Source organism: Brevinematales bacterium, from assembly GCA_026415355.1.
Taxonomy (GTDB): domain Bacteria; phylum Spirochaetota; class Brevinematia; order DTOW01; family DTOW01; genus SKYB106.
This window is the reverse complement of the sequence record JAOAHF010000003.1, coordinates 23,798-49,882: the sequence shown is the minus strand read 5'-3', so window position 1 is coordinate 49,882 and position 26,085 is coordinate 23,798. Positions and strand designations below refer to the sequence as shown.

24 protein-coding genes and 2 tRNA genes are annotated in these 26,085 nt (G+C 31.9%); 15 read left to right on the top strand and 11 right to left on the bottom strand.

The genetic code is table 11. The features are described from left to right. Positions 1 to 11: 11 nt before the first annotated feature. Complete coding sequence (locus tag N2712_01595) at positions 12 to 359, top strand: hypothetical protein (GenBank protein ID MCX8028672.1); 348 nt, start codon at positions 12 to 14, stop codon at positions 357 to 359. 1 nt (position 360) lies between these two features. On the opposite strand, the gene N2712_01590 is transcribed toward N2712_01595, so the two are convergent. Then, a complete protein-coding gene (locus N2712_01590) occupies positions 361 to 1,584 on the bottom strand; it encodes an aspartate kinase (protein ID MCX8028671.1) in 1,224 nt (407 codons plus the stop codon). Between the two features lie 241 nt (positions 1,585 to 1,825). On the opposite strand from N2712_01590, the gene mltG reads away from it, so the two are divergent. Beyond that, complete coding sequence (mltG, locus tag N2712_01585) at positions 1,826 to 2,869, top strand: endolytic transglycosylase MltG (protein ID MCX8028670.1); 1,044 nt, start codon at positions 1,826 to 1,828, stop codon at positions 2,867 to 2,869. 270 nt (positions 2,870 to 3,139) lie between these two features. After that, positions 3,140 to 3,475: an STAS domain-containing protein gene (locus N2712_01580; GenBank protein MCX8028669.1), complete on the top strand. Its 336-nt coding sequence runs from the start codon at positions 3,140 to 3,142 to the stop codon at positions 3,473 to 3,475. On the opposite strand, the gene N2712_01575 is transcribed toward N2712_01580, so the two are convergent. Together N2712_01575 and N2712_01570 are read right to left on the bottom strand one after the other, a co-directional pair. After that, complete coding sequence (locus N2712_01575; protein MCX8028668.1) at positions 3,456 to 4,598, bottom strand: hypothetical protein; 1,143 nt, start codon at positions 4,596 to 4,598, stop codon at positions 3,456 to 3,458. The genes N2712_01580 and N2712_01575 overlap by 20 nt on opposite strands. After that, the gene (locus tag N2712_01570) at positions 4,598 to 6,712 is read right to left on the bottom strand and encodes a SpoIIE family protein phosphatase (protein ID MCX8028667.1); all 2,115 of its coding nucleotides are present in this window, start codon (positions 6,710 to 6,712) and stop codon (positions 4,598 to 4,600) included. Before N2712_01570 ends, N2712_01575 begins: the two co-directional genes overlap by 1 nt. 528 nt (positions 6,713 to 7,240) lie before the next feature. Here N2712_01570 and N2712_01565 point away from each other — a divergent pair. The 5 genes from N2712_01565 (at position 7,241) to rsmA (ending at position 9,952) form a co-directional block, all read left to right on the top strand. Beyond that, positions 7,241 to 7,663 (top strand): chemotaxis protein CheW, encoded by a 423-nt coding sequence (locus N2712_01565; GenBank protein ID MCX8028666.1) that lies wholly within the window; start codon positions 7,241 to 7,243, stop codon positions 7,661 to 7,663. Between the two features lie 37 nt (positions 7,664 to 7,700). Further along, positions 7,701 to 8,060, top strand: a complete 360-nt coding sequence (locus N2712_01560) for a hypothetical protein (GenBank protein MCX8028665.1) — start codon at positions 7,701 to 7,703, stop codon at positions 8,058 to 8,060. Between the two features lie 169 nt (positions 8,061 to 8,229). Continuing rightward, a tRNA-Met gene (locus N2712_01555) sits at positions 8,230 to 8,301 on the top strand. A gap of 2 nt (positions 8,302 to 8,303) precedes the next feature. Further along, a complete protein-coding gene (locus N2712_01550) occupies positions 8,304 to 8,975 on the top strand; it encodes a YggS family pyridoxal phosphate-dependent enzyme (GenBank protein MCX8028664.1) in 672 nt (223 codons plus the stop codon). 110 nt (positions 8,976 to 9,085) lie between these two features. Continuing rightward, positions 9,086 to 9,952: a 16S rRNA (adenine(1518)-N(6)/adenine(1519)-N(6))-dimethyltransferase RsmA gene (gene rsmA, locus N2712_01545; GenBank protein MCX8028663.1), complete on the top strand. Its 867-nt coding sequence runs from the start codon at positions 9,086 to 9,088 to the stop codon at positions 9,950 to 9,952. 2 nt (positions 9,953 to 9,954) lie between these two features. Here the strand turns inward: rsmA and N2712_01540 are convergent, their stop codons facing one another. Together N2712_01540 and N2712_01535 are read right to left on the bottom strand one after the other, a co-directional pair. Beyond that, on the bottom strand, positions 9,955 to 11,142 hold the full coding sequence (locus N2712_01540; protein ID MCX8028662.1) for a DUF3570 domain-containing protein: 1,188 nt from the start codon (positions 11,140 to 11,142) through the stop codon (positions 9,955 to 9,957). Positions 11,143 to 11,152: 10 nt separating this feature from the next. Next, positions 11,153 to 11,932: a hypothetical protein gene (locus tag N2712_01535; protein ID MCX8028661.1), complete on the bottom strand. Its 780-nt coding sequence runs from the start codon at positions 11,930 to 11,932 to the stop codon at positions 11,153 to 11,155. A 213-nt stretch (positions 11,933 to 12,145) separates the two neighbouring features. On the opposite strand from N2712_01535, the gene N2712_01530 reads away from it, so the two are divergent. Then, a complete protein-coding gene (locus tag N2712_01530; protein ID MCX8028660.1) occupies positions 12,146 to 12,919 on the top strand; it encodes a hypothetical protein in 774 nt (257 codons plus the stop codon). A gap of 2 nt (positions 12,920 to 12,921) precedes the next feature. Here N2712_01530 and N2712_01525 read toward each other — a convergent pair. Continuing rightward, positions 12,922 to 12,995: transfer RNA gene (locus tag N2712_01525), tRNA-Pro, on the bottom strand. 5 nt (positions 12,996 to 13,000) lie between these two features. After that, a complete protein-coding gene (gene rpsT, locus N2712_01520; protein MCX8028659.1) occupies positions 13,001 to 13,294 on the bottom strand; it encodes a 30S ribosomal protein S20 in 294 nt (97 codons plus the stop codon). A 940-nt stretch (positions 13,295 to 14,234) separates the two neighbouring features. Here rpsT and metE point away from each other — a divergent pair. Continuing rightward, a complete protein-coding gene (gene metE, locus N2712_01515) occupies positions 14,235 to 16,430 on the top strand; it encodes a 5-methyltetrahydropteroyltriglutamate--homocysteine S-methyltransferase (GenBank protein MCX8028658.1) in 2,196 nt (731 codons plus the stop codon). A 186-nt stretch (positions 16,431 to 16,616) separates the two neighbouring features. Here the strand turns inward: metE and thyX are convergent, their stop codons facing one another. Both thyX and clpX read right to left on the bottom strand, forming a co-directional pair. Next, a complete protein-coding gene (gene thyX / locus N2712_01510; protein MCX8028657.1) occupies positions 16,617 to 17,462 on the bottom strand; it encodes an FAD-dependent thymidylate synthase in 846 nt (281 codons plus the stop codon). 18 nt (positions 17,463 to 17,480) lie between these two features. Further along, on the bottom strand, positions 17,481 to 18,758 hold the full coding sequence (gene clpX, locus N2712_01505; protein ID MCX8028656.1) for an ATP-dependent Clp protease ATP-binding subunit ClpX: 1,278 nt from the start codon (positions 18,756 to 18,758) through the stop codon (positions 17,481 to 17,483). A 233-nt stretch (positions 18,759 to 18,991) separates the two neighbouring features. Between clpX and N2712_01500 the strand changes: the two genes are divergently transcribed. The 4 genes from N2712_01500 to N2712_01485 all read left to right on the top strand — a co-directional run bounded on the left by N2712_01500 (position 18,992) and on the right by N2712_01485 (position 23,303). Further along, positions 18,992 to 20,575 carry a methyl-accepting chemotaxis protein gene (locus N2712_01500; protein ID MCX8028655.1) on the top strand — a complete coding sequence of 528 codons (1,584 nt, stop codon included), beginning with the start codon at positions 18,992 to 18,994 and terminating at the stop codon, positions 20,573 to 20,575. 172 nt (positions 20,576 to 20,747) lie between these two features. Further along, positions 20,748 to 21,398, top strand: coding sequence for a hypothetical protein (locus tag N2712_01495; protein MCX8028654.1), 651 nt, complete (start codon positions 20,748 to 20,750; stop codon positions 21,396 to 21,398). 195 nt (positions 21,399 to 21,593) lie between these two features. Next, the gene (locus N2712_01490; protein ID MCX8028653.1) at positions 21,594 to 21,860 is read left to right on the top strand and encodes a cupin domain-containing protein; all 267 of its coding nucleotides are present in this window, start codon (positions 21,594 to 21,596) and stop codon (positions 21,858 to 21,860) included. Between the two features lie 195 nt (positions 21,861 to 22,055). After that, positions 22,056 to 23,303, top strand: a complete 1,248-nt coding sequence (locus N2712_01485) for a glutamate-5-semialdehyde dehydrogenase (protein ID MCX8028652.1) — start codon at positions 22,056 to 22,058, stop codon at positions 23,301 to 23,303. A 1-nt stretch (position 23,304) separates the two neighbouring features. Here the strand turns inward: N2712_01485 and N2712_01480 are convergent, their stop codons facing one another. Beyond that, a complete protein-coding gene (locus tag N2712_01480) occupies positions 23,305 to 24,270 on the bottom strand; it encodes a hypothetical protein (protein ID MCX8028651.1) in 966 nt (321 codons plus the stop codon). 287 nt (positions 24,271 to 24,557) lie between these two features. Here N2712_01480 and murI point away from each other — a divergent pair, with 287 nt between their 5' ends. After that, the gene (gene murI / locus N2712_01475; protein ID MCX8028650.1) at positions 24,558 to 25,367 is read left to right on the top strand and encodes a glutamate racemase; all 810 of its coding nucleotides are present in this window, start codon (positions 24,558 to 24,560) and stop codon (positions 25,365 to 25,367) included. A gap of 1 nt (position 25,368) precedes the next feature. Here the strand turns inward: murI and N2712_01470 are convergent, their stop codons facing one another. Continuing rightward, positions 25,369 to 26,022, bottom strand: coding sequence for a hypothetical protein (locus N2712_01470; protein MCX8028649.1), 654 nt, complete (start codon positions 26,020 to 26,022; stop codon positions 25,369 to 25,371). Between the last annotated feature and the right edge of the window lie 63 nt (positions 26,023 to 26,085).

Genomic DNA, 26,085 nt, shown 5'->3' with positions numbered 1-26,085 from the left:
AAAATATCATTATGGTAGTTTGGAGTGTAATTGGAATAATAGTAGGTTTGATAATATTTCTTTTACTTATGAACCTGAAAAACTACAATGACGAAAAAAAACAGTATCAAAAGGATAAGAAAGAATATGATGAAGAAAAGAAATTAGGAACGAAACCAAGGTACTGTCCTGTTTGTCGATCAAGGCTTGGACCTAGAGATGTAATATATGCAGAAATTTTCCAGGGAGAACCTAGAGATAGGGTAATCATAAAGGGATGCAAATATTGCTACATACTAACTCCTGAAGAAGCAATGAGAATAAAACCATATACAAAGAAAATCAAACAAGACGATATAGGAGTGGGGAAATACGTATAGTTTATTCTGTTTTTATCTCTATCTCTGAAAGTCTAAATGCTTGGTGTAAAGCGTTTGCTGCTTCTTCTGCTTTTTCTCTTCTCACAACAACGGATATTTTTATCTCTGATGTTGATATCATCTCTATGTTTATTCCTTTGTTTGCCAAGACTTCAAAGACGGTAGCAGCTACTCCATAATGACTTCTCATACCAGTTCCAACAACTGACACTATAGCGATATTATCATCGTATATTATGTTAGAACAGTTTATTGAAGATTTTATTCTATCTTCGATTGATTTTAAGGTTTGAAGATCCTTCTTGGGTATTGTAAAATTGATTTCACTTAAGCCGTTTCTGCTAGTGCCTTGAACAATCATATTTACATTTATTTTTTCTTTAGCAACTTCAGAAAAGAGTTTTGCTGCTATTCCTGGAACATCAGGTACATCAAGAACAGTGATTTTTGCTTCATCTACTTTAACTGCAACTCCAGTGACAACTAATCCTTCCATATAATCCTCCACAAGTCTAGTACCAGGATCATCTTCGAAAGATGATCTAACTACTAAAGGAACATTGTATTTTTTAGAAAATATAACAGATCTAGGATGTAGTACCTGTGCACCTACACTTGCTAACTCCAGTACTTCATCTATGTTTATCACATCAAGTTTTCTAGCAGATCTTACAATTCTAGGGTCTGCTGTATATACTCCTTTTACATCCGTGTATATTTCACATAGATCTGCTTTTAATGCAGCTGCAAGAGCAACAGCTGTGGTATCCGAACCTCCTCTACCAAGAGTAGTTATATCTCCATCTTCTGTTACACCTTGGAATCCTGCAACAATTACAATCTTACCTTGTTCTAGCTCTTTTCTTATTCTAGTAGTTTTTATATCTAGTATCTTAGCTTCAGTATAGTCTGATGTGGTTATTATACCAACTTGTGGACCAGTAAACGCTATTGACTTGTATCCAAGCTCGTTGAGAGCCATAGAAAGAAGTGCTATTGAAATTTGCTCACCTGTAGAAAGCAATAAATCATACTCTCTCTTGGGTGGATTTTTAGAAATCTGTTCAGCAAGTGAAACTAGCTCATCAGTAGTGTCACCCATAGCAGAAACAACTACCACAACATCGTTACCTTTATCTTTTGTCATACCAACTCTTCTTGCTACGTTTTTTATCCTTTCCACATTACCTACAGAAGTGCCACCATACTTCTGAACTATTAGCATTGTTACTCCCTAAACCCGTAGAAATGGTAAATGTCAAAATGCATTCATTTCAACTTAGATATTTAATATCTTTATCCTAACGACTTTTTAACAAAATACAAAAATAAAAAAGTAGCTTTTACCTAAGTGATTGAGCTTTACAGTAGTTATGTTTTGATATTTCTTAATTCGACATATCAAAAAATTACCATATTTTACTTTAGTTCATTTTGGATTTGATTTTTGTTTATAATATAGTAATATGCCAAAAACAACTCTACCAAAATACTTATTTATCACATTAGTTGTGATCCTCGTAGTAATATTTTCGTTAATAGTGTATATTACACTTTTTGACAGTTCAGAAAAACCTTACAAGGAATACATTCTTGTTGTTGAAAAAGGAGATAACCTTCATATAGTAGCTGATAAATTGTACAATGAAGGTATAATAGACAACAAAGACACGTTTCTAATCATATCTAGGATACTTGGTGTTGACAGGAAACTTATTCCCTCAGCATATAAACTAAATTCAAGAATGAGTGTTTTTGATATAGCTGATATTATACTAAATGAGAAAATATACACAATAAAAGTAAGAATCCCAGAAGGGGCAACATCATTTGATATAGATAGAATTCTTTCGGAGACAGGTTTAACAAAAAGAGGAGACATAATTAAGGTGACCAGAGATCAAAATATTCTAAAAAAATACAACGTAAAATTTGACAGACTTGAAGGATTTCTATTTCCTTCAACATATTATATTCCTTTTTATTATAAGGATAAACCAGAAAGGATAGTTGAGATATTTGTAAATACATTCTTCAAGAAAATAGATAGAGATGAATATACTCGTCTTGCTAATAAAGTTGGACTTACATTTGAACAGGCAATTATACTTGCTTCAATAATAGAAAAAGAAGCTGGACGACCCAAGGAAGAAAAATACTTAGTTTCATCAGTGTTTCATAACAGAATGAAGAGAAACATAAGTCTTGGATCTTGTGCTACTGTAATATACGGTCTTATGGATCTTAATATGTGGAGAGATAACAACTTAAAGAAGTGGCATCTTTCACATGATACTCCATATAATACCTATACTAGAAGAGGTTTACCCAAAACGCCAATATCAAATCCTTCTTTAGAATCCATCAGGGCAGCAGTAATGCCTTATAACACAGATTATCTATACTTTGTATCAAGAAATGATGGAACACATATATTCTCGAAAACTTATCAAGAACATCAAAAGTATGTAAATATCTATCAGGTGGAGTACTGGAAATACAAAAGATAGTTACTATTAGATTGAATTAGTAGGAAATTTTACATCTCATCTTAGCCGATCTTATTAATTCTAGAGTTTGCTCATAAAGGTTAATAAATAACCTGTTAAAATAATTTTAGGTATGATATAAGTTTTGGATAAGCCATGTAAAACTTATTAAGATTGTGTATTGTTCATACACGTATAATTGATAAACCGATTTCACAGATATTGAATTAGGTTGATCCATTCAGCGTAAGTTGATAAAGTGATAATTGTTTGAATAGAATTATTAGTAGAATGTTGTTTGAAAGATTGAAGATAAAAGACGTAGAGGTAATAAGGTTTGGTAAATCTCTCACAATATTTGATTTTGATAACATTAATGATGATGAAATAAAAGTTAGCCCTGATGCAAAATCATTGATTATTGACTTATCAAACACTTCAGAGATAGATTCGTTTGGGGTAGGTATATTAGTAAGATTTATGTCTGCTTCGAGAAGTTGTAATAAGAAATTCTCAATAGTTGCTATAGACAACAAGGTTCTCTTCATACTGAAAATAGACAAACTAGATAAAATTGTACCAATATTTCCTACATTGGAAGATGCGATCAATCATCTAAAAGATTAGAGACAAATTCTGATATTCTAGTTATGCTACCCTTACCTTCTATCATTTTCATACCTATTTCTCCTCTCTTTTTTCTTTCTTGGTAGTTGTTGAAGAGGTAAATTATTTCTTGTGATATTTCAGAGATGTTATATCTTTCAAAAAGTTTTAAATTATCACCTAGCATTTTTTTCTGTCTCTCAAACCACTTTTTACTTAAACCAATATCCTTATCGTAAAACATTACATTTGGTTTACCATATCCTGCAGATTGTTCAGTAGCAGTTCCGGAACAACTCAAAACAACATCACTTTGCATTAGCATATCACCAAAAGCATCATAAGATGCTACTATTTCAAGAACATTCTTCTTCAGAACAAATCTACTTTCATATGAATAAATTTCCCATCCGTGTTTGGAAATAACATCCGACAATCGGCTAATCTTAATATTCCTACTAAGTGGACATAAGACGTTGAAAAAGCCAAATTTGTCAAATACACTTTCGACAATATAAAGGAGTTTTGGAATTATCTTGTATACAGATTCTCTACTACCTGGTAGTAGAAGAAGTGTTTTTAAATTAACATCTTTTCTATACTCGATTCCCCTTACGTCAACTGCATCAACCATTGGATTTCCAAAATAAATGGTTTTAACACCCATTTTTGAAAAATACTCGTTAGTAACTCTGTCTCTTGGAATAAAGTAATCGACAGTTTTCTTTATAAAATACCTCTCAAACCAAAAATGAGGTTCAGCAAGTTCAGTTTTGTATATTGAGTTAAATACTATTATAGGTTTGCCTCTTAGGGATATTTTAACAATCGATAGAAGAAATGGATCTCCTATTACTAGTGCTAATTTAATTTCTTTTTGTCTTCTGATTACGTTTATAAATTTAAATAACTCGGGTAGTACTCCATGTTTTAAATCATTTATTAGATTACTCATAGAATCAAAAGGTTTACCGCCGGAGCCAAGATTTTTAGAAGTAAATCCAATCTCTACTCCCTGTTTAACACTAACATCCCCTACAAGGGAAAATATAGCAACTTTTTTATTGTACTTTTCAAATATGGTATTTGCGAGTTTATTTGCAATTACCGTTTCTCCAAAACCATTAGCAAATATACCTATCATTATAAGACCTTAAAGACTATCATAGTTTCATCATCATGCTGTGGAGCACCTGCTACAAATTTGTTTACATCTTCTAAAACTTTTTCGGTTATTTCTTTAGCTGTTAGTTCATGGTTTTTATATACAACATCTTTAAGCCTTTCAAGACCATATAAATCATGGACATCGTTCATAGCTTCGGTAATACCATCTGTATACAATACACCTATATCTCCTTTATCAAGAATGACAAAATCTTGTCCATACTCTACTCCTGGCATTATACCCACGGGCATTCCTTCAGTATCAAGTAACTCAAACTCTTTAGACTTGTTTCTAAAGAGTAGTAATGGGCCATGTCCAGCATTTGAGAAATTAAGTATTTTTCTTTCGGCATCCAAAACACAATAGAATGCAGTAGCATATCTATCCTCAACTATATCTCCACTGAGGGAGTTATTGAGTTGTGATAATACAATATTAGCATCTTTGTCAAGTGAAGCAACTGTCCTAGTTATACTCCTTATCATAACCATTATAAGTGCTGCTGGAATTCCTTTACCAGAAACATCAGCTATTATCATTGCTACCTTATCTGGCCCAAACTTTATGTAATCAAAATAATCTCCACCTACTCCCTTGGCAGGTATTGAAAAACCAAACATGTCTAATTTCTGAGATGATACAAACTTTTTTGGTAGGAGATTCATTTGTATTTCACTTGCAATGTTTATATCTCTTTCAGCTTGTTTCTTTTCAACGATTTCCTTATACATTTCAAACTGTCTAATAGTAATAGCAGCCTGGTCTGCAAGTGTTTCTATAAGCGATAGGTCACTCTGGGTATGAGAAACACCAACTGATTTATTCAGTACTGCTAAAACTCCCATAATATTGTTCTGAACTTCAAGCGGAGTAACAATAACTGACTTTATGTCTATAATTCCTTTGGCAGTTTGTATTACTCTTGGATCCTCTTCAGCATCTTTTATAAATAGAGTTTCGCCTGTACTAGCAGGGAGACCTATGTATGTATCACCAACAGATATCTTAGTGGACTTAAATATCTCAACTATTTGACTTTCTTTTAAAACTACTGATTGGTCTACCTTTATAGGTTTGACAGGAGGGAAAAGCCCTTTAACATATCTAACACTTAGAGTATTACCCGTTGGATCTTTTAGCAAGATTGCTGCTGCCTTGGACGAAGTACCTTCTATGGCAGCATCTACTATCTTTGCCAAAATTTTATCCATTTCTAATTCAACTGATAATGTATCTCCTATCTCTCTCATAAGTTCTATGATTAAGGATTTTTCTTTCTCAAGATCTTGTATCCTAAAGTCCATGTCCATAATATCTGCTCTAAATATCTTATAACCTGTAGCAACAAGAAATATAAAACCTAGTAACTCTATAATGTTATAACCTATTCCTTTTGTTGCATGTATGAAAACAATGGATGAAAAAAGATATAAAACGCTGAATAGAGAAACAGAAATTATATAAGAAACTTTTGATACATAAATGTGTGGTAACATCTGAGCAGTAAAACCATACACTCTGGCAATTGGAACCGAAGCATATATTATAAGACCTATTTTCCAAAAACCAAATATCCACCAACTCCTTAGTATCTGATGTACAAAATCTTGAGTAAAAGCAACTTGGGTATCATTGTTTGATATGTTAAGTAGAACATTAATAGGATTTTTAGTAAACATAAAAACTACCGCTAAAACACCTATTATTGCAACTATATTTGCAACAAAAGTTACAAGATTGACAACATTGCCATTTTTTCTCAACGAACCTATCATGAATAGAAATGGATATGTTACTGAAAGAACGAATATAAGTTCAACCATGTGCCAAATGAAATATCTAATTTCAAAAAGGTTCTCATTGGCAAGTTGCTTTGTTATTTCACCTGTCATTGGATTTCTAAATGTAGAATAAAAAGAACCGTGTATGTTTATAATCAAGTATAGAATCTCTTTTACGAAAAAAATACCGAAAATTATACTAAGTACCATGAATTCCTTGTTTTTGTTTCTCTGAAACTCGAGTACCATAAAGAGCAATAACAACACTGAAATAAACAACTTAGACATCTGAAAGAAGTCTAAACTCATTTCTACCTCCTAAGACACAAATAAAATTATCGTTTAGTTTTAGCAAATATATTAAAAGATTCCAACATAAACCGATATAATTATTAAGTATATAAAATCTACTTTCAATTGTTTTTTCTAATTAAATTTTACGAATGTTTTGGATAAGTTCAAGATTAGGATTTTGTGGAGTAATTGTCTACCAAACAATAGTGATATCTGATAACCCAGAATCTGTTGGGAAAATGTTGAAATTTTGAAAAAATTGTCAAGGTAGTATTTTTTAGCTATAGAGCCGAATGTTTGATTTTATAGAGAGTTTGGAAGAAATAGAGTAAATGGAATTATGCAATTGAGATATTTAGATTCTCCTACTTTCTAGATAGTTTAGATATACTAGGGGTAGGGGAGAGAGATTTGATAATTGGTTGGATGAGTTATGAAAACGAGGTATTTAGAATATTTTTCAACAAAAAATACCAAACTCTTGACCAAACTTCAGAGGGATACATATTGAATTTATCTACATTAGTTTTTTATATTTTTGATATGAAGAAGTTTGTTACGTTTTCTGTTTATAACCAAAAGTATGCTGTTAGTATAGAATATACAGAAGAAGTTATGAGTATGTTGCCTTATCTTGAGATACCACATTCTTATGAGTTTATCGAAGGTATTGTTGATATAAGAGGTGAAATAATTCCTGTAATAAGTCTTAGGAAAAGATTTGGAGTTTCTGAAGAATATGAGAGAAGAAGCTATTTAGTGGTTATTGTAATTGATGGTAAGAAGTATGGTCTAAAAGTAGACTCTGTTGAAGGTGTTATTGATGCAGTTGATACTGAGATCTCATCTTCCCAAGAGTTGGGGGAGATAAGTAGTGAATTCATAACTTCAGTCATAAGGAAAAACACAGAACTTTTTATCGTTATTGATGTTAAAAAACTTGTTGAGATGAAGCAAGCAGCTTAATGTTGCTGATGAATAGGTTCAGTTAGAGGATATTGATATGACTAATAGAGAGAGAATTGAACTCATAAGAAAAGGAAATCAGTTATTTAATGAAGGTAAAATAGAAGATGCTGCTAAAATATTTCTGGTTACAGATTACAAAGATGGCCTCGTAAGAGTAGGAGATCATTACCTTTATCAGGAAAAGAGATTTTTCAAAGCATTTTTTTATTACAAAAAGGCTAATTATTCAAAGAGATTAAATGAGATATATAAAAAATGGGCTGAAATCATACATTTTCTATTAGAAGAAGACAAGAAAATGTCAAACCAAAGCGAAGGTGGTAATACTAATATTACAACCGATGATAATGGTATTGTAAAAAAATATGACTTTCCAAGACTTGATACTCGTTAAGGTTTGTCTAATTAGCAGATTGTTAATGTTGAACCTACGTTAGGTTTAGCTTAGAATAGATAGTTTAGAGTTTATGCGTAATTTTTATAGACTAATTTCTATAATCTTGTATATATCTGCTAATTTGAAACAATCTAAGTGTTACGTACAAAATAGTATAAAGTGGTTAGGCGACGTAGCTCAGCGGTAGAGCAGGGGTTTCATAAGCCCTGTGTCCTGGGTTCGAATCCCAGCGTCGCCAAAATGAAGCCTTCAGAACGATATAACTCTCTTTTAGAAGAAATTGAAAAACTCAAGTCTATTTATGGAATATCATATGATATAGAAGTCGTTGTTGTAACTAAGTATGCGACAGTTGAAGATATACAAGAGCTTCTTTGTAATGCGGCAGTGAAGCATGTAGGAGAAAATAGGGTGCAAGAAGCCGAAAAGAAATTCCAAATTCTTTCTAACAAAAATCTTATCGATGGTGTGAAGAAACATATGTTAGGACCTGTACAAACAAACAAACTTGCCAAGGTAACTAGAATTTTTGATGTTGTACAGTCTGTTGAGGATACAGAGATTCCTAAGGGACTTATCAAGAGGGGTTTTAAAGGTGAGATGTTACTTGAGATCAAGACTAGTTATGAAGAAACTAAACATGGAATTGAAGTTGAAGAAGCAGAAGAGCTATTTCAGAAGCTTTTAGATGAAGGTATATTAGTTTCCGGACTTATGACCATATCTCCTCTTACTGATGATAAGAAAACTATTTCAAAGTCATTCAAGACGCTCAGAGCTTTAAAAGAAAGGATCGAAAGTTCTTTCAAGGTTACTCTTAAATATCTGTCAATGGGGATGACTAATGACTATAAAATAGCAATAGAAGAAGGAAGCAACATGTTAAGAATAGGAAGCTTGATATTTAAATGAAATAACCCCGGGTGGTATTTCCACCTCGGGGCTTGAGGAATGGGAGGGGAATTCGTTGCCCAAAACCTCGGCTTTAAGTATTATCGGTAATGTAAAACTACTTCTAAAGTATGGATATATATTCTCCAAAAGGTATAATAGATATTCTAGAGAAAAACAAACTATACCTTTCATCTAGTAGAGGACAAAATTACTTATTTGATAAGAATGTTGTTAATAAAATAGTAAAGTCTATAAGAGAAAGAATATCAAAGGACAAAACTATCTTGGAAGTAGGTAGTGGAATAGGCTCAATAACAATACCTTTGGCTGCTAATTTCAGTAAAGTTATAACGGTCGAAATAGATAGAGGTATATCAAATGTATTGAAAAACATAGTTGTTTTTTACAATTTCCAAGAAAAAATTGAAATAATAAATGGTGACTTCTTGAAGCTATCTCCCCAAGATATTATTGGGGAGATTAAAGATGTAGTGTTTGTTTCAAACTTACCGTATAATGTTGGTGGTGAAATATTGAAAAAAGTATTCTATGAGTATCCTATAAAAGATATTTTTGTTATGGTTCAAAAAGAGTTTTTTGAAAGATTAACAGCAAAATCGAGTAATGAAAATTACTCTTTTTTGTCGGTAATTACTCAGTTGAACTCCGAAATTATTGAAAAGCTTTTTAGTGTAGGTAGAGGTAGTTTTTTCCCATCACCGTCTGTTGATTCTGTTTTGGTTTATATAAGAAAAAAGAACTTTTTATTAGCGCAGGATTCAGTAGATTTTATCAAGTTGCTTTTTGCTAATAGAAGGAAAAATATTCTCAACTCAATTCGGATTGCAACAAATTTGGAGAGAGATTTAATAGAAGAGATTCTCTCAAAATTTAGAATACCCAAATATATCAGAATAGAAGATTTATCTCCTAAAGATATATATGAGTTATCAAAAAGTTTGATAGATTTAAAAAGGGGGTATAATACCCCTTAAATTTAATATCCTAGCGATAACGAGAATATGTATCTAGTATCTGGATCTTGTCCTGCATATACGCCTAATTCTTCGGTGTATCCAGCAAACGTTAACTCAGCAAATAAAAGTTTTAGGCTAGTACTAAATGAAGGATATCCTTGATTTAGTCCTAATCCTAGTTTTAGCACTATTAAGTCACTGATATTTAATACTTCGCTATGGATTCCTATATGTATTCTCTTGAAGAAATCTTTGTCCCTTCTTACGAAGAAGATATCGTGAAAATCAAGTGCCACATAATTTTTTCTTAGAGAAATAGGACTAAGTAGTACATCAAACAAATCAAAGAAATAGGATATCCCAATATTCAAAGTAGTTGGAGTTAATAACTCTTGGTTTACTACTATTCCTCCTATATCCTTAATGGATAACCCTATGTTTACTCTTCCCTTATCACCTTTCTCTCCATCTGTTACTATCTTATATAAGAATCCTATATCAGAAGAGATTCTTGGTCTGAGTAAATTAGATAGTATAGTTTCTCCCGAAATATCTATGTCTTTATTTATAAAGTTTTCTATACCAAAATTCTTGATCAATCCTCCTGCTAAGTAGAGTTTGAAGTTGACTCCCACTGTTAGTTGTCTTAGGTATTTATCAATTTCATTATCACCTGTTGATATGCTTTTGAAAGAATATGCACTACCCAAGTATGCACTAAATACAGTAGTTGCTCTTAAGTCTAAAAATCCTGCTGTTGATAATGGGTTATGAAATTCCAAAAAAGGAGTAATGCTCAAATTTATTAATCCTATTCCTAGAGTAAGGTCGAATATTGGTATATTGAGTCCCACAAGTCCCAATCCTATACCAAAGTTGATTGGTTTTCCTACTTGATCTATAGCAAATGCTATTATTTTATTGTTGTCTGCTCCTAGTACATTACCTAAATCTCTTAGAACATTCAGCGAATGTGAATTTAACATGAGAGTAGTAGAAGCTACTTTTATACCGAACTTAGATTCAGCTAGTGAAGGATTGAATAAGAAAGAATCGATACCTAAATTATCTATAGAATTTACTGCTTTGCCTATACCGTAGGAATATGGAGAAACATAGTAATAGATATGCTCATAATTGTTTATAGCTGGAAATACATTTACCGATACTATGACTAGAAGTCCGAAAATAATTGATCTTTTTATCATATAAACCTCCCTATAAATTACTTATCATATTACTTAAGAATTGTACTACTAAATTGGAAACTTCGGTATCATCTATATTCCCATCGTTATTACTATCCAAAGAAGAGAATATATTAGAAACACTACTAAAATCTATATTCCCAACCATACCCGAAATTCCTACTAACAAGCTTGTTGTACCTGTACCTATAAGTTTTGATATAGAGTAGGTATTACCTGCTCTATCTGTTCCGACTATTCTATACAAGTTTGTTATATTATTAACAGGATTCAAAAGCCAATATAATAAAATACTAAGCTCATTCTCTGATATGCCATCTTGAGTGTTTATAGCATTAGTATTAGCGTAATCTGCTAATATCATTATACCTAACATTGCTTGTGCTAAACCTCCTAACAATAGAACGACTGATTTGGTAAATTCAGATATCCCTTCTTGTTTAAGTCTGGTAAGTCCCCAAGACAATTCGAGTACATAATTTATATCACCTTTATCAATCCAACCTAGTAATAGGCTTTGATTATTACCACTATTTCCACCTGCTATGTTGGTTAGAATCTTAAGATCGAACCCCATTGCACCTAATGCGGCTACCACATGATCTTGTGCAGGATATTTATCAGCATTACTTAAAAATTCAGCATATCTTCCTTGATCTATTAGATTCCTTGATTGATATAGATTTGCTTCCCCATAATCTTTAGAAGCAAGTGGGGAAAAGAAATTGATTCCGCATGATGAAACTAACAGAATTGTAAAAAACGCAGTGAGTACTATGTAAAATCTCATAAAATCCTCCTCGAAAATTTATAAGAATAATATAATTTACATGCCTTACAAATTCAAGATCCTCCGGTATTTTGTAAAGTGCATAGAATCACATCTTGTGCATACTAGTTTACCAAAGCATTTTTTGTGGATTTAAAACGAATAGACTTGATTCTATCTTAGAATGTGAAAAGATTGATTGAAATAAACCTCTTCGTAGATAATTAGAATGATATGAAGAGATTAGTTGTTGTGGTATTTTCTGTTAGTCTGGTTTTGTTTTCCTGTACTCCGCCAAAGAAGGAAGAAATTAGGTATATATATGACTATAAGGAAGGTTTTGTATATCGCTATTTGCTAACAATAGATGGTAATGGAGTATTGTCTTATTTTTTACTATCATTTTCAGGTAGGATAGTTTTGACTGCTAATGTTAATGTGTTCGTTCAGAAAGATGCTAGAGGTAAATTGTTTAACATGGTGATAGACAATATTGCTTTTAAATCTTCGTTTGGAATTGATAGGGATGTCAATAACATGATATCTCGAACAAACTTGGTTATAACATTTCGTATGGATGAGTATGGCCAGAAATCCACTCAAGATAGTAATCAACTTTTGGAAACTTTGCTAGATATTATTATACCTCTACTTCCCGAAGTAGATACTACTAACGAAATAAGTTATAAGGTTTTTAATTTTACGTTAGGAGACGTTGACGTTAGAAGTGAAATAAGCAATATAACTATTCTACGTCCTTTTACTAGTAAAGATTTTTATGTTGATAGCTATGTTTTGATAAATGCTCTTGAACTAAAGAATTCAGATATTGTAGTTGCTAAAATTAAGATAACAAATAATTCAAGGATTGAAAATAATATAGTAGTAGAAAATAACTCGCTAATTGACTCAAAAACTACAATACCCATATACACGGGTACTGCAACGAGAGTTGTAGGATTCAAGGGAGAACTTAATTTATTGCTAAAGCTAGACAAAGTTATGTAATTTCGGGGCGCCCGGACTTGAACCGGGGACCTCATGCTCCCAAGGCATGCGCTCTAACCATCTGAGCTACGCCCCGGAAAATCAATTGCTCATTACTTTCTTCAAGTCTACATGTTTTGATACAAAGTGATAAAGCCTAGACTTTAGTCTTGCGACCTTGTTTTTCTTGAAAACATTTTTAGTATAAGTTTTATCAACTAGAGATTGGTACTGTATAAGCATTTTCTTTAATTCAGAAGTATTTATCTTACCCGATAGTACATATTTTACTATTGATTTCTTTAACTTCTTTACGTTTTCTTTCCAAGCTTTATTTCTCAAATACCTTTTCTTACTTTGTCTAGCTCTTTTCTCATTTGACTTTATGTTTGCCATTACAAGAGTACCTCCAAACTTTGGAGGTAATTCTAAAAAAATTAATACTATCTTATCAAGTTAGATAGAAGATGTTCAAAAAATGTATGTAATGCTTATGAATAATTTTTTTAAAGTGTAATAAAAGCACCAAAAACAAAAAAAATTTTTACCTCTATCTTCCTCGAACATTACAAAATCTGGTATACCTATTACCTTTAAACTCCTAGTCATTTCCACATCCTTCACTTCTACCTATCTTACAAAGATTTTTTTGAAATTACCTACAACCTACTCAACTTAATATTGATACCTGTAATTCCTAAAATTCTTCTTAAACTCCTTCCTCAAAGAATACTTGATCTTGTTTTTTACACTATCTCTAACAGTATATACTATTCTCCTATACTCCTTAATAAACTTCAATAACTTAACACTCTTTTTATATAGACTATGACTACACACTCACTTATATCTACTCCTTTCCGGAACCTTCTCAACAAGATCACTACTATCCAAAATCATTTTCATCTCATTAGGTTATAATACCCTTGTCAAACGTCCTACAACCATCCTAATCTCTCTGTTTGAGTTCTTCCCCATCTAATCTTCTACTCTCACATTTCACATTATAACCTCATTTACAACACTTGTCTCATCTAACAGTACTCTTGCAAGTTCGTATCTCCATTCCTAGCTTTACCTTCCTTTGGGAGAGCTTAGGCATCTTCAAATTATTTTGCCTCCTTGATGATCTTGTGCGAAACACTAAGTAGAAGTACTTTTGGTAAAATTGATGTATATCTTTCCCGTTTGTTATTTTCTGCCTATATTTTACAAGGCAATAATAGCTTCTTAAACGTTAATTCTTAACAAACTCTAATATAAATTTTCAGTTAAGTTTGGTGGAAATATAAGTACTATTTCATTTACCATAATGAGAAAATTTTGGAGGTCAGAGATGTTTAAATCTTATGCCTATGGTTTTCCAAGGATAGGTAGAAATAGAGAATTCAAGAGATCCGTTGAAGCATATTGGGCTGGTAAAATAGACGACGAAACTCTTTCAAAGGAGTTAGATAATATCCAAAGTGATATGATATCAAACTACAAAACTGACTTTTATCCTGTGGGTGAAATAACTGGATATGATAACATACTTGATGCTTCCATAATGGTTGGAATTTATAAAAAGCATAGTTCTTGGAAAGAGTACTATGACCTTGTGAGGGGTAAGAATGCTCTTGAAATAACTAAATGGTTTAATACTAACTACCATTATGTAGTACCTTATATTGATGATAAGACTCAATTTTCTCTTGTTTGGAACAAACCTTTAGAAGAGTACAACAAAAATTCGTCCACTGGTGCTATACCATTTTTAGTAGGCCCTTTTACGTTGCTAAAACTATCAAAAGGTGCTAAAAACTTGTTGAGGTTCTATGACGGTGTTTTAAGTGCTTATGAAGCTATTATATCAGAACTTGCGGTCAAGAATGTTAGTTTTATACATATGGACGAACCAGCACTTGTATTAGAGTTGAATGATTTAGAGAAGGAGTTTGTGAAGAAATTTTATTCAAAAATTTCGAGTATACACAGAATTGTAGTTATTACCTACTACGATGATATTGAAGAGGAGACTCTAAAATGTCTTTTGGAGACATCTGTATATGGTATTGGTATTGATTTTACTAGTAATACTGACAGGAGTTTGAGAGCTTTGGGAAAACTCAAACAGAGTTTAAGGGATAAAGTTTTAATTGCTGGAGTTGTTAGTGGTAGGAATGTATGGAAAGAGAGTATTGAAAAAGTTTCTGAATTTATACAAAAAAGTGTATTGACTTTAGGTGCTAAGGAAGTATGGGTTTCTAATGGTGCTCCTCTTTACCATTTGCCATATACTGTTGAAGTTGAGAACAAATTACATCCTTCCATAAAGGAAAGGCTTGCATTTGCTAAGGAGAAAGTTGAAGAGATAAACTACATAAGGGATTATATTAATGGTAATAGAGAAGTTGTTAGATGGAACGAGTATAGATTTGATAATTCTTGGTGGTTTAATTCTGAAGTTCAAAGAAGAGTTAGAGATTTGAAAGAAGAGGATTTTAAAAGATCAAAGCCTTACAGAGAAAGAGTGAAAATTCAATCTAGTTGGCTTAAGTTGCCAAAGTTTCCAACAACTACAATAGGTAGCTTTCCTCAAACTGAAGAAGTTAGGCAGATGAGATTGAAATATAAGAAAGGAGAGATATCGAGACATGAATATGATGATTTTATAAAAAAGAAGATTGAAGAAGCTATCAAAATACAAGAGGATATAGGTCTTGATGTTTTAGTTCACGGTGAGTTTGAAAGAAGTGATATGGTTGAATATTTTGCTGAAAAGCTCAAAGGGATTACTACAACTGAAAATGGGTGGGTTTTGTCTTATGGTACTAGAGTTTATAGAGCGCCTATAATATATGGAGATGTCTACAGAGATGTAAATTTGGTTGTTGACGAAATTGTTTATGCTCAAAGTCTGACTAAAAAACCTGTCAAGGCTATAATAACAGGACCTGTTACTATACTTGCATGGAGTTATGGTAGGACTGACGTTCCAGAAAGTGAAGTTGCGTACCAGATAGCACTAGCTATACTGAATGAAGTTAAAGAGCTAGAAAACAACAATATAAAGATAATACAAATAGATGAACCAGCTTTTAGAGAGAAAGCACCAATAAAAAGGAGAGATTGGCAAAAGTATTTTGATTGGTCAATAAAAGCATTTAGATTAGCATCTAAGGCCTCACCCGAGGTTCAATTACATACTCATATGTGTTATTCAGAATTTGGTGAAATTATTGATAAGATTTATGAACTTGATGCCGATGTCATAAGTATTGAAGCGACTAGAAGTGGTGGAGATATACTAGAATCATTTGAAAAATTTAAATACGATCATCAAATAGGATTAGGTGTGTATGATGTTCATTCACCAGAGATACCTCAACCTGATGAGATGAGAAAAATTGTTGATAGATCACTTAAAGTCATCAATCCAAATAATTTCTGGATAAATCCTGATTGTGGACTCAAGACGAGAAAATGGGATGAAGTTATACCTTCTCTCAAGAATATGGTTAGACTAGCTAATGAAATGAGGGGAAAATAGAATAGTGTAGATACCGTATTTATGATACTCCAAAAGGTCTATATCAAAATTTAACTAACAATTACATACATCTAGAGAATATATTTTAGGTTCCTAGTGATTTCAGAAGCTAGAATATGCTCAGACGATATTTCTTACTAATTGGGAGTAGTGGAATTATTTGTTGATGAATCCCTTGAATTAGATTTAGTAGAGTTCGTTTTCATTAGGATAATCTCTTTCTTCTATTACTTTGAATTCATTATCTGTTAGAGATTTTGCTTCTGATTTATCTTGGTTTGATTTTACATAATCGTTATATATTTTAAAAAGGTCTTCTTTGTGAGGTCTTACTTTTGATAAAGGGCATTTGAGGTATTCTTTATAGTCTTCGTCGCAGTATCCTAGTCTGTATTCTCCACACTTGGGCTGAAGAAATTTACCGAGTTCAGGTATTGCTTTTATTACTTCACTACGCATTTTAGCAACAAGTTGTCTTATTTCCCACTGTGCTCTTGTACATAATCTTAGGTCTGCTATGTGCTGTAGTTCTCTAAAGTTTACTAGTATATGAAAATTAGTTGGTGTAGCATTAGGTAACACAAACCTAGCGTCTTCTGCTGGTATTCCTTTCTGAAGAGCATATTGGTAGAATTTGGTTATTTCTCTCATTACATCTTGATATTTTTCATAAATTTCTGGGTTTGACTTTATTGTTTTTGGAGTTATAAACTCTAGTTTATCTTCTTTGTATTTTACGTATCTCTGAGACTGTTGTTCGAAACTTATACCTATATGATGTCTTACGAGTTGGTGTGAACAGCTTCTTGATATTCCTGCGACAGCAAACCAAAAGACTATCTGTTCAAGTGGAGAAGAATGTCCCGTTTTTAATCTTTCTTCAATGAAAGAAACTATCTTCTCTTTAGGTATAGCACCAATTGTAATATCGTTCCAAATTTCTATAGGAGTTTTTTGAGAATAACAGGTTCTGAAAGAAGCATATAATTTCTCAAGTGGTAAAGCAGAGTAATCTATAAGTTTTACTTCCATTATATTCCTCCAATGTTGTTATGCGGATTTTGCCTTTTTTTGTTTTTCTTCATGGAATACGAGTTTTGGATGTTTAAGTTTGGCTACAACTTCTTTATCAATTATGCACTCTTTGACGCCTTCCATAGATGGTATTTCAAACATTACATTAAGCATTATGTCTTCTATTATACTTCTTAAACCTCTGGCACCGGTTTTTCTGACTTTTGCAAGTTTCACTATTTCTTCAAGAGCATCATCTGTGAAAATTAAATCGACTCCTTCATATTCGAAAAGTTTTTGATACTGTTTTATTATAGCATTTTTGGGTTCAACTAATATTCTTTTGAGTTCTTCATCTGTTAATTCGTTAAATATTGCTATAACTGGAGTTCTACCTATAAATTCAGGTATCATGCCAAACTTTATAAGATCCTCTGGAAGTACTTGGCTGAGTATATTATCGCTTTCTATCTCTTTTTTTCCTTCACCAATAAAGCCTATTTTGTGTTTTCCTAATCTTCTTCTTATTATGTCTTCAAGTCCTACAAAAGCTCCCCCAACTATGAAAAGTATATTTCTGGTGTCGATATATATTACTTTCTGGTTTGGATGTTTTCTGCCACCCTGGGGGGGTACTGATGCTATGGTTCCTTCCATTAATTTTAGTAACGCTTGTTGTACTCCTTCGCCTGAAACATCCCTTGTTATTGAAGGACTTTCGCTTTTTCTAGATATTTTGTCAATTTCATCGATATAGACTATACCCATTTGTGCTTTTTGAATTGCTTCATCTGTTATTTCACCATTTCCTGCGTTGAGTATTAGTCTCAGAAGTACATTCTCAACGTCATCTCCTACGTATCCAGCTTCAGTTAGTGTTGTAGCATCTGCTATAGCAAAAGGAACATCAAGTATTTTAGCTAGCGTTCTCGCCATATATGTTTTACCACTACCAGTAGGACCTATCATCATTATGTTACTTTTTTCTATTTCTACATCTCCTCCAAAGCCTATTTCTTCGGATATAAGCCTCTTATAGTGATTGTAGACGGCAACAGATAATATCTTCTTTGCATGATCTTGTCCTATTATATATTGGTCTAATATTTTCTTTATTTCAGCCGGTTTAATAGATCTTTTTATTATCTTCGTGGGTGTGACTGTTTTGTTTTCGTTTTCGAGTATAAAATTACATACTTTTACACATTCTTCACAAATGTTAGCATTTTCTCCCTTTATTATTCTGATATTTTCAGAAGCTTTACCACAAAATGAACAGGTTAGTATCTCATCATTTTTAGAACTTTTTGGCATTTTGACACTCCTTGTTTGATAAATTATAAGCAAAGATCTAATATAATTCAATTTAAGTAACTTACAAAGATCTGAAAATTGTGTTTTTAACATAATAAGCTACAGCAATTTTTAAGTATCTAAAACCTTTGTTTGGGGAATCTAGATTATTACTTTAGGTTGTACTTTTTCTTTTGTATAAGCTCCAAAATTTTAATTTGATGGGAAATTTGTTTTAAGTATAACATTTAAACATGATATTACTTTCGTTAAGCTTGTTAATGTCATTATTTTATGCCGGTATAGGGTTTTATATCCTGAAAACTTTTAGGTCGTTTAAAGGTATAACTAACAATATATTGTTATTCGTAAGATATTACTACTTACTATCGCTGGTTATCGTTGCTGTTTCCTATATTCCATTGGGTATTTCAAAATACTTTCTTATTGTATGGTTTGCTATTGTTACACTTATGGCAAATGTTTTACAAAGTGCAAACATACGAAAGTTTGATATTATATTAGTGTTAATTTTCATTATAGTTGGTTTGATTGATACTATATCTGGAATAAATATGTTGTTTTTCTTAGGTGCTATTTATATAGCTTTGTATACTATTTTTTATTCTGTAAGCTCCGAGTATAGAAACGAATTCAAGAGAATTGTAGTTACCTTGTCTATATTTAGTACGTTAGGTGTTTTACTGGTAAGTGTAGTTGATATAATGTCAGTTAGAGATATAACATCGATATATACGTTTATAGTCGTATTGATTTTAGTGTTTTCATCTATAATGTCATATATATTAATATTGTCGTTTTACTCTAAAGAAGTAGACAATATAAATAATGATATAACAAGAGTTTTGCTAGAAAAAGAGAATAAAATAAGTAAGATGGTAGAAAAGTTTGAAGTATTAAAAGAAAGATTTAACACGTGTAGTGCTGATCTAGAAATAAGTAGAGATAAGATTGAGAGAGCAAAATTGGATGATATTGTTAGAGATATTTCTATGTCAATAAATGAAATGGGGCCTTTGGTTGAGTTTACTCAGAAAGTAATATTGGATTATAAAGACAAGATAAACAGGTTATTCGAAAATGTGCCATCTCTTTCTAGAGAGTTTACTAATAACCTTTCTGAAATTAATAACATAAAACAATTGATTGGTGAGATAAACACTAACATAATGTCTCTAGTTAAATTGTCTCTTGATAGTGAGAGGTCTGTAATGGGGGTATCAAAGTCAATAAAGGAGCTAAGAGCAAGTGCAAAGAACCTTTCTGAAAATCTCAAAGTATTTAGCGACATATCAGATCAGTCCTCAATACTATCTATAAATATAAGTGTTGAGGCATCAAAACTTGGTAGTAAGGGAACGTCTTTTTCAAAACTTTCCCAGCAGGCTAAAAAGTTTTCCGATGTAATATCAACTAATGTTAATTCAATTAAGAATTTTATCAAAGAACTAGATAGTAAGGCAGAATTTAGCGAGTATATGATAAAAACATTAGTTATGTCTTTTATAGAAATAGAAACTAGCCTTAAAAATATATCGAAAACTACTACTACTATACTTGAAAGATTTGAGTTAATTTTAAACATAGCGGAAAATATGTCAAGGAGTTTAGAAGAAGTCAATAAAATGGTTTATATTATGCCTGAATTCTCAAGCGAGGTGAATAAAAGACTTGATGATATATACCTAAACTATAAGAAACTTAAGAAGTACTATGAAGACATAGTGATAGCAATATCATCAACTAGAAGTTCTATAAAAAACATAATTGAGAACGTCAGCAATACAATATCCTATATAACAAGTATCTATCAATGATTTTGTATAGATTATTTAAAGTTTATAGACTAATAATCTTAATTGATGTAATCTTTGGAGATGTTGATGAGTTTTGTCTTCTATGTGATTAGAAAGTGTTTAGAGTTGTTGAAATATTGTTTTTCAAGTAAAAAGTTCATTATAATTACGAAACTAAGGGAGGTATATCCATATGAAGGGGATATGGATCATAATTTTTTCTATCATAATAATATTAATAGGTACTCTTTCATTTGCAGCTTCGTTTGGAGCATATACTGAGGTCTCTGATGGAATATCTATAGGGCCCTCTTTTGATATTACTTTCAATACTCTTAGTGCTACAGTGGATTTTATGGGTGCTATAGGTGTATTAAAGGGAGTTGATTTCCAGTTTAGCTTTTCAAAAGTATTAATTCAAGAGAATCAATTAGAGTGGTTAGGGCTTTCGATGATGCCTAGATATGACTTAGGAGGACTAGAAATACTGAAGTATAATATTCTAAGTTTATTTTTGGGGTATAGCGGTGAATTCAATTTAGGTATTGGGTATCATACAGGATTGGGTTTACTTAGGGATGTACTTGATGTTGAAGTTAACTTAGGAGTGGATATTCTACCTTCACCAGGTATTAATGGAATAATTGCTCCTGTGTTATGGTTGCAGGAAATAGTACGATTACCCTTATCTTTGTATTTTGAAACTGATTTGTACTGTGATTTAAGTAACCTTTCTTATAATTTTATAGTGGGATTTTCGGTAGTGCCTATCGACAATCTGGAACTCAATTTAGGTTATGCATTGTCGGGGAGTATAGTGGGATACATTATGTTTAGTTTCTAAAAATAACTTTTATTGAAAAGGGTGTTTATAACACCCTTAAAAACTTTTACATGTTTTATTTCTTTGCTTTTTTCAGAGTCTTAAATGTAGTGATCTATATAGTTTTCAGTTGATACCAATGCCAGGAATATTTTTGTTTGAAATTCTTGAATTTGGAAGTAGTGTTTGATTATTATTTCTGTTTGTGGGGGAGCTATGGAAAGAGTTAAGATATGGAAACCCTCAGATGAAGAGATAAGAAGAGCTAGTGAGTGGCCAATATGGGAGAAGGGGCCTAGTACATTCGATTGGTTTTATGATGAAGATGAACAATTTTATCTAGTTGAAGGAGAAGTTGAAGTAGAATTATCTAACGGAGATAAAGTTAGGTTTTCGGCAGGTGATATGGTAAAGTTTAAGTCTGGTACTGAATGTAAATGGAACATAATTAAAAAAGTAAGAAAACACTACAAAATTGGCTAGAGTGAATGATAGATGTATTATCTTATAAGGATAAGCTTATGAATGAGTTGATATGCATAAATAAGTTTTTGTAACTATTGCGATTCGATATTTTGTTAGTTGAGAGTATGGTTTTGGATATTTTAATTGTGATATTTAGTAAAGATATGGGTACTTTGAGTTTCTAAGTAACGTGGTTTTTGAATAGGAGGTTGTATGATTATATCTGATTATGCTAGGGAAATAGGTATTAAGTCAAAAGAGGCTTTTAGAGTTATTTCTAAAGCTACCACCAAACAAAAAAACTATGTTCTTTCATTAATTTCGAAAAGTATCTCTGAGAATGAAGACTTTCTTATACAAGAAAATAAAAAAGATGTAGAGTTTACAAGAAGTAAAGGAAGACCTGAATCTCTTGTCGATAGAGTTGTGTTGAATGAAAAAAGAATAAACTCTATTGTAGAAGCAATAAATACTATAATACTACTTGACGATCCAGTTGGTAAAATTGTTTATAGCTCGAGGAGACCTAATGGGATGATAGTAAGTAAAGTTAGAGTACCTATAGGCACTATATTGATGATCTACGAAGCGAGACCTAATGTAACTGTTGATGCTGCGACTCTTATAATCAAAAGTGGTAATTCTGGTATATTGAGAGGTGGTAGTGAATCATATAATACAAATATTGCTCTTTCGAATTTGATATCATTTTCTCTTGAGAAGGCAGATTTACCTAAAGACGTTATACAGTATGTTGATAAAAGGGAGCATGAAGTTGTGGATGAATTTCTAAAATTGGATGAATATATAGATGTAGTAATACCTAGAGGTAGTGAAGGATTGATAAAGAGTGTTGTTGAAAAAGCTAAGATGCCCGTTTTGAGACAGGAAAAAGGTGTCTGTCACGTATATGTTGATAAAAGTGCTGACAAGGGAATGGCTGAAAGAATAGTTGTTAACTCCAAAGCGCAGAGGCCTTCGGTATGCAATGCGGCAGAAACATTGTTGATACATAAAGAGTATCCTTACAAAAGAGAGTTATTGGAAGCTCTTGTGAAAGCGAACGTTAAACTTAAAGGATGTGAAGAGTCTAGAAAAATTATGGATATGGATATTGCTACTGAAGATGATTATTATGTGGAATATCTAGATTATATTATGAATGTTAAAATAGTTGGGAATACTGAAGAAGCTATAAGGCATATAAGAAAGTATAGTTCTGGTCATACTGAAGCAATTGTAACTCGAGATTATTTTGAGGCTAATAAATTTGTATCAGAAGTAGATTCTTCTACTGTTATGGTAAATGCATCTACCAGGTTTACAGATGGTGGAGAGTTTGGTTTAGGTGCAGAGATAGGAATAAGTACTCACAAGTTTCATGCTAGAGGGCCTATGGGATTGCTTGAGTTGACAACTGATAAATGGATAGTTTACGGTGAAGGGCAGATAAGAGAATAGTTTAGTTTTCAGATATTTGTTTAAGTGCTCTTTCCCTAATATCTTTTATAAATTTCTGTAACTCTTCTACCAAAGGTTTAAGCTCATAAGACATTAGATCACTTACAGATACATAGTCTTTGTTTTGAATACTGTTTATTATCTCTTCTATAATCGATGTTATGTTTTCGAATCTAGAAAAGTTAAAGGTTTCTTTATTTTGAGAGAAAATTCTGCTGTTTGAGTTGGAAATAATGTATCTCAAGAATTCTATTAGCTCTAGAAAAGTTTCCGAAAATTCGTCTATATCTTGTAATGCTTCTACTTCCTTACCAAGCTGGAGTTTTAACGGAATGTCATCAAGAAGTCTTAACATATTTGATAGATCGTTGTCGATGCTAGTATCGAAAAATACATTACCTTCCTCAGATATTTTTTCAAGAACACCCATTATGTCTTTTAAAAGTATTTCTAGTTCGTTTATTTTGTTTTGGAATTCTTGTTTTCTAGCGGGATTTGAGAAGTCATTATATGTGAAAGACGATATAAACCTAACTATTTCATCTCTTTTGGTTATATACTCTGATTTTGGAGAAAATATGAAAAGTGTATTTATAGGCGTTGTTAGGACATCGCTTATCCAGGATTTAGCTTGATCAAATGTTGCGAAATCGAGATTATTTTTCTCAATAACATTTTTTAGCGATTTTATGTATAGTTGTAGTGAATATATAAGAGCACTTGAAATTTCAAAGTAAGAAGCGGTTTCTATTTCAAGATTATCTACATCATCAATTACTATTTCTTGTAAAGTAGGATCGTCTATGCTAAACACTTTACCATCGACTTTAATTTCTGTTATTGAATGCCCATAATTGTTGACTATTTCGAAGATACTGTCGATTATATCTTTTATTGTTTTTTCGTTTTCTATTTTATAGTCAACTTTGTTGCCCATTATGTATATGTCCATTAACTCTCCTCTCATAGTATATTATATCGTATTAGTATACATTTTTTTCAATTTTTTTTCTGTTATAGATGTACAATGTTTAATTGTTTAGTATTGTTGATTTTTATTTTTTTAGAGTTGTGTTATATGAATTTCCGACGTAATTTATTTGGATATTTGGATATCATTGGAAAAATTTTAGTTAGAGTTTTCCGTACATTTGGGGACGGTTTTATGTTGTAAGTAAAAGTATTTGTTTTTTATGATATAGCGATAATTGCCTTGTGTTTGAGTTTTTTCTCGTATAAGGAGTGCCTTTACGTATGGATAGAAGACCTATAGGTGTTTTTGATTCAGGTGTAGGTGGCTTAACAGTTCTAAATCAAATAAGAAGGCTTCTTCCTAGAGAGTCTATAATTTATCTAGGAGATACTAAGCATTTACCATATGGTGATAAATCAGAAGAAGCTATTATCAGATTTTCAATTCAAAATTCTAAGTTTCTAGTGAGTAAAAATGTTAAAGCAATAGTCATTGCTTGTAATTCAGCATCTTCAGTTGCTGTACCAGCTTTGAAGCAAATGTTTGATTTACCAATAATTGATGTTATAGAACCTACTGTTGAATTTGTAGCAAATAATCCACCAAGTAGTATCCTTATAATAGGTACAATTAGAACCGTAAAGTCAGGTGTTTTTGCGTCAAAAGTATCTTCTGTTGATAAAGGTATAAAGGTTTTTAGTAAAGCATGTCCTTTGTTTGTACCTTTGGTAGAAGAAGGTGCTTTTATCGATAAGAATTCTTATATTTACCTTTCTCTTGAGAATGCCATAAAACACTACCTGAGTGAATTTAAGGGTAAGATTGATAGCCTAATCATGGGATGTACTCATTATCCACTTATAGAAAGAGAGATAAATGAGTTTATGGGTAATATTAATATGATAGATCCTGGAAGATGTGCCGCTATGAAACTAAAGGGAGTTTTAGAAAGTATGAATTTGTTATCAGATGGAATTGGGAGGTTTGAAGAATTTTTTGTTACGGACTTGTCTGAAAGAACGAAACAGGTTTCAGAAATAATACTTGGCAACAATATAAATATTGAAGAAGTTCATATATCTGAGTTATAATCTATTTCTCGATTTCTTCAAGGGATGTATCTTCTATTTGTCTCTTTTCTGATTTTATTTCAAATCCGTTTTCAATACCTTTTATTAGTTCTTCGATATTGTCTGAGGTATCTTTAGATTTTGCTACTATTTCTGGGATTGCGTTAGTACCTGATGTTTTTAGTAGTTCTAATGCTTTTCGTATGTTATCAGATTCTTCACCATTTGGTGCTAACCTTAGGTAATCTTCCCATAGAGATATAGTAGTGTCAACATCTAGCAACATAATAGAGGACATTCCTCCAAACCAGTAGGTTTTTGGAAATTTAGGGTTCTTATCTCTGACTGAAATAAAGTGCTTAACGGAATTACTGAAATCCCCGCTTACGTAGTATAGATAAGCTAAGTTAAACTCAAAGATCCAGTCTCTAGAACTAAACATCGTTCCTGTTTTGAATATCTCAAGAGCCTTTTTATAGTCTTTAGTTGCTAAATAAGAGTTTCCAAGCATTAGTATTATTTCGTCGTTTGTTATTGATTTGTAAGCACGTTCTAAGAATACTTTGGCCATCTCAAAATTACCTGAGTAATAATGGTTTCTTCCTTTATCTAAAAGTTCATTACTAAATGCATTTAAACTCAGGTATACCAATAATAAGATGAATATTACTCTCATACATTAATTATACGGAACAAATCAAATTTTTTCAAAACAAACCACAGATGGTTAGGTGGTAAT

What these genes read in the sequence shown, in the direction of transcription:
- N2712_01490 (MCX8028653.1), top strand. Translation starts at nt 21,594, where the DNA reads ATGGAAAGAGTTAAGATATGGAAACCCTCAGATGAAGAGATAAGAAGA.
- rpsT (MCX8028659.1), bottom strand. Translation starts at nt 13,294, where the DNA reads ATGGCAAACATAAAGTCAAATGAGAAAAGAGCTAGACAAAGTAAGAAA.
- thyX (MCX8028657.1), bottom strand. Translation starts at nt 17,462, where the DNA reads ATGGAAGTAAAACTTATAGATTACTCTGCTTTACCACTTGAGAAATTA.
- N2712_01565 (MCX8028666.1), top strand. Translation starts at nt 7,241, where the DNA reads ATGAAGAAGTTTGTTACGTTTTCTGTTTATAACCAAAAGTATGCTGTT.
- N2712_01560 (MCX8028665.1), top strand. Translation starts at nt 7,701, where the DNA reads ATGACTAATAGAGAGAGAATTGAACTCATAAGAAAAGGAAATCAGTTA.
- clpX (MCX8028656.1), bottom strand. Translation starts at nt 18,758, where the DNA reads ATGCCAAAAAGTTCTAAAAATGATGAGATACTAACCTGTTCATTTTGT.
- N2712_01500 (MCX8028655.1), top strand. Translation starts at nt 18,992, where the DNA reads ATGATATTACTTTCGTTAAGCTTGTTAATGTCATTATTTTATGCCGGT.
- N2712_01485 (MCX8028652.1), top strand. Translation starts at nt 22,056, where the DNA reads ATGATTATATCTGATTATGCTAGGGAAATAGGTATTAAGTCAAAAGAG.
- N2712_01480 (MCX8028651.1), bottom strand. Translation starts at nt 24,270, where the DNA reads ATGAGAGGAGAGTTAATGGACATATACATAATGGGCAACAAAGTTGAC.
- N2712_01590 (MCX8028671.1), bottom strand. Translation starts at nt 1,584, where the DNA reads ATGCTAATAGTTCAGAAGTATGGTGGCACTTCTGTAGGTAATGTGGAA.
- metE (MCX8028658.1), top strand. Translation starts at nt 14,235, where the DNA reads ATGTTTAAATCTTATGCCTATGGTTTTCCAAGGATAGGTAGAAATAGA.
- N2712_01470 (MCX8028649.1), bottom strand. Translation starts at nt 26,022, where the DNA reads ATGAGAGTAATATTCATCTTATTATTGGTATACCTGAGTTTAAATGCA.
- N2712_01580 (MCX8028669.1), top strand. Translation starts at nt 3,140, where the DNA reads ATGTTGTTTGAAAGATTGAAGATAAAAGACGTAGAGGTAATAAGGTTT.
- N2712_01575 (MCX8028668.1), bottom strand. Translation starts at nt 4,598, where the DNA reads ATGATAGGTATATTTGCTAATGGTTTTGGAGAAACGGTAATTGCAAAT.
- N2712_01535 (MCX8028661.1), bottom strand. Translation starts at nt 11,932, where the DNA reads ATGAGATTTTACATAGTACTCACTGCGTTTTTTACAATTCTGTTAGTT.
- N2712_01595 (MCX8028672.1), top strand. Translation starts at nt 12, where the DNA reads ATGGTAGTTTGGAGTGTAATTGGAATAATAGTAGGTTTGATAATATTT.
- rsmA (MCX8028663.1), top strand. Translation starts at nt 9,086, where the DNA reads ATGGATATATATTCTCCAAAAGGTATAATAGATATTCTAGAGAAAAAC.
- mltG (MCX8028670.1), top strand. Translation starts at nt 1,826, where the DNA reads ATGCCAAAAACAACTCTACCAAAATACTTATTTATCACATTAGTTGTG.
- N2712_01570 (MCX8028667.1), bottom strand. Translation starts at nt 6,712, where the DNA reads ATGAGTTTAGACTTCTTTCAGATGTCTAAGTTGTTTATTTCAGTGTTG.
- N2712_01530 (MCX8028660.1), top strand. Translation starts at nt 12,146, where the DNA reads ATGAAGAGATTAGTTGTTGTGGTATTTTCTGTTAGTCTGGTTTTGTTT.
- murI (MCX8028650.1), top strand. Translation starts at nt 24,558, where the DNA reads ATGGATAGAAGACCTATAGGTGTTTTTGATTCAGGTGTAGGTGGCTTA.
- N2712_01495 (MCX8028654.1), top strand. Translation starts at nt 20,748, where the DNA reads ATGAAGGGGATATGGATCATAATTTTTTCTATCATAATAATATTAATA.
- N2712_01540 (MCX8028662.1), bottom strand. Translation starts at nt 11,142, where the DNA reads ATGATAAAAAGATCAATTATTTTCGGACTTCTAGTCATAGTATCGGTA.
- N2712_01550 (MCX8028664.1), top strand. Translation starts at nt 8,304, where the DNA reads ATGAAGCCTTCAGAACGATATAACTCTCTTTTAGAAGAAATTGAAAAA.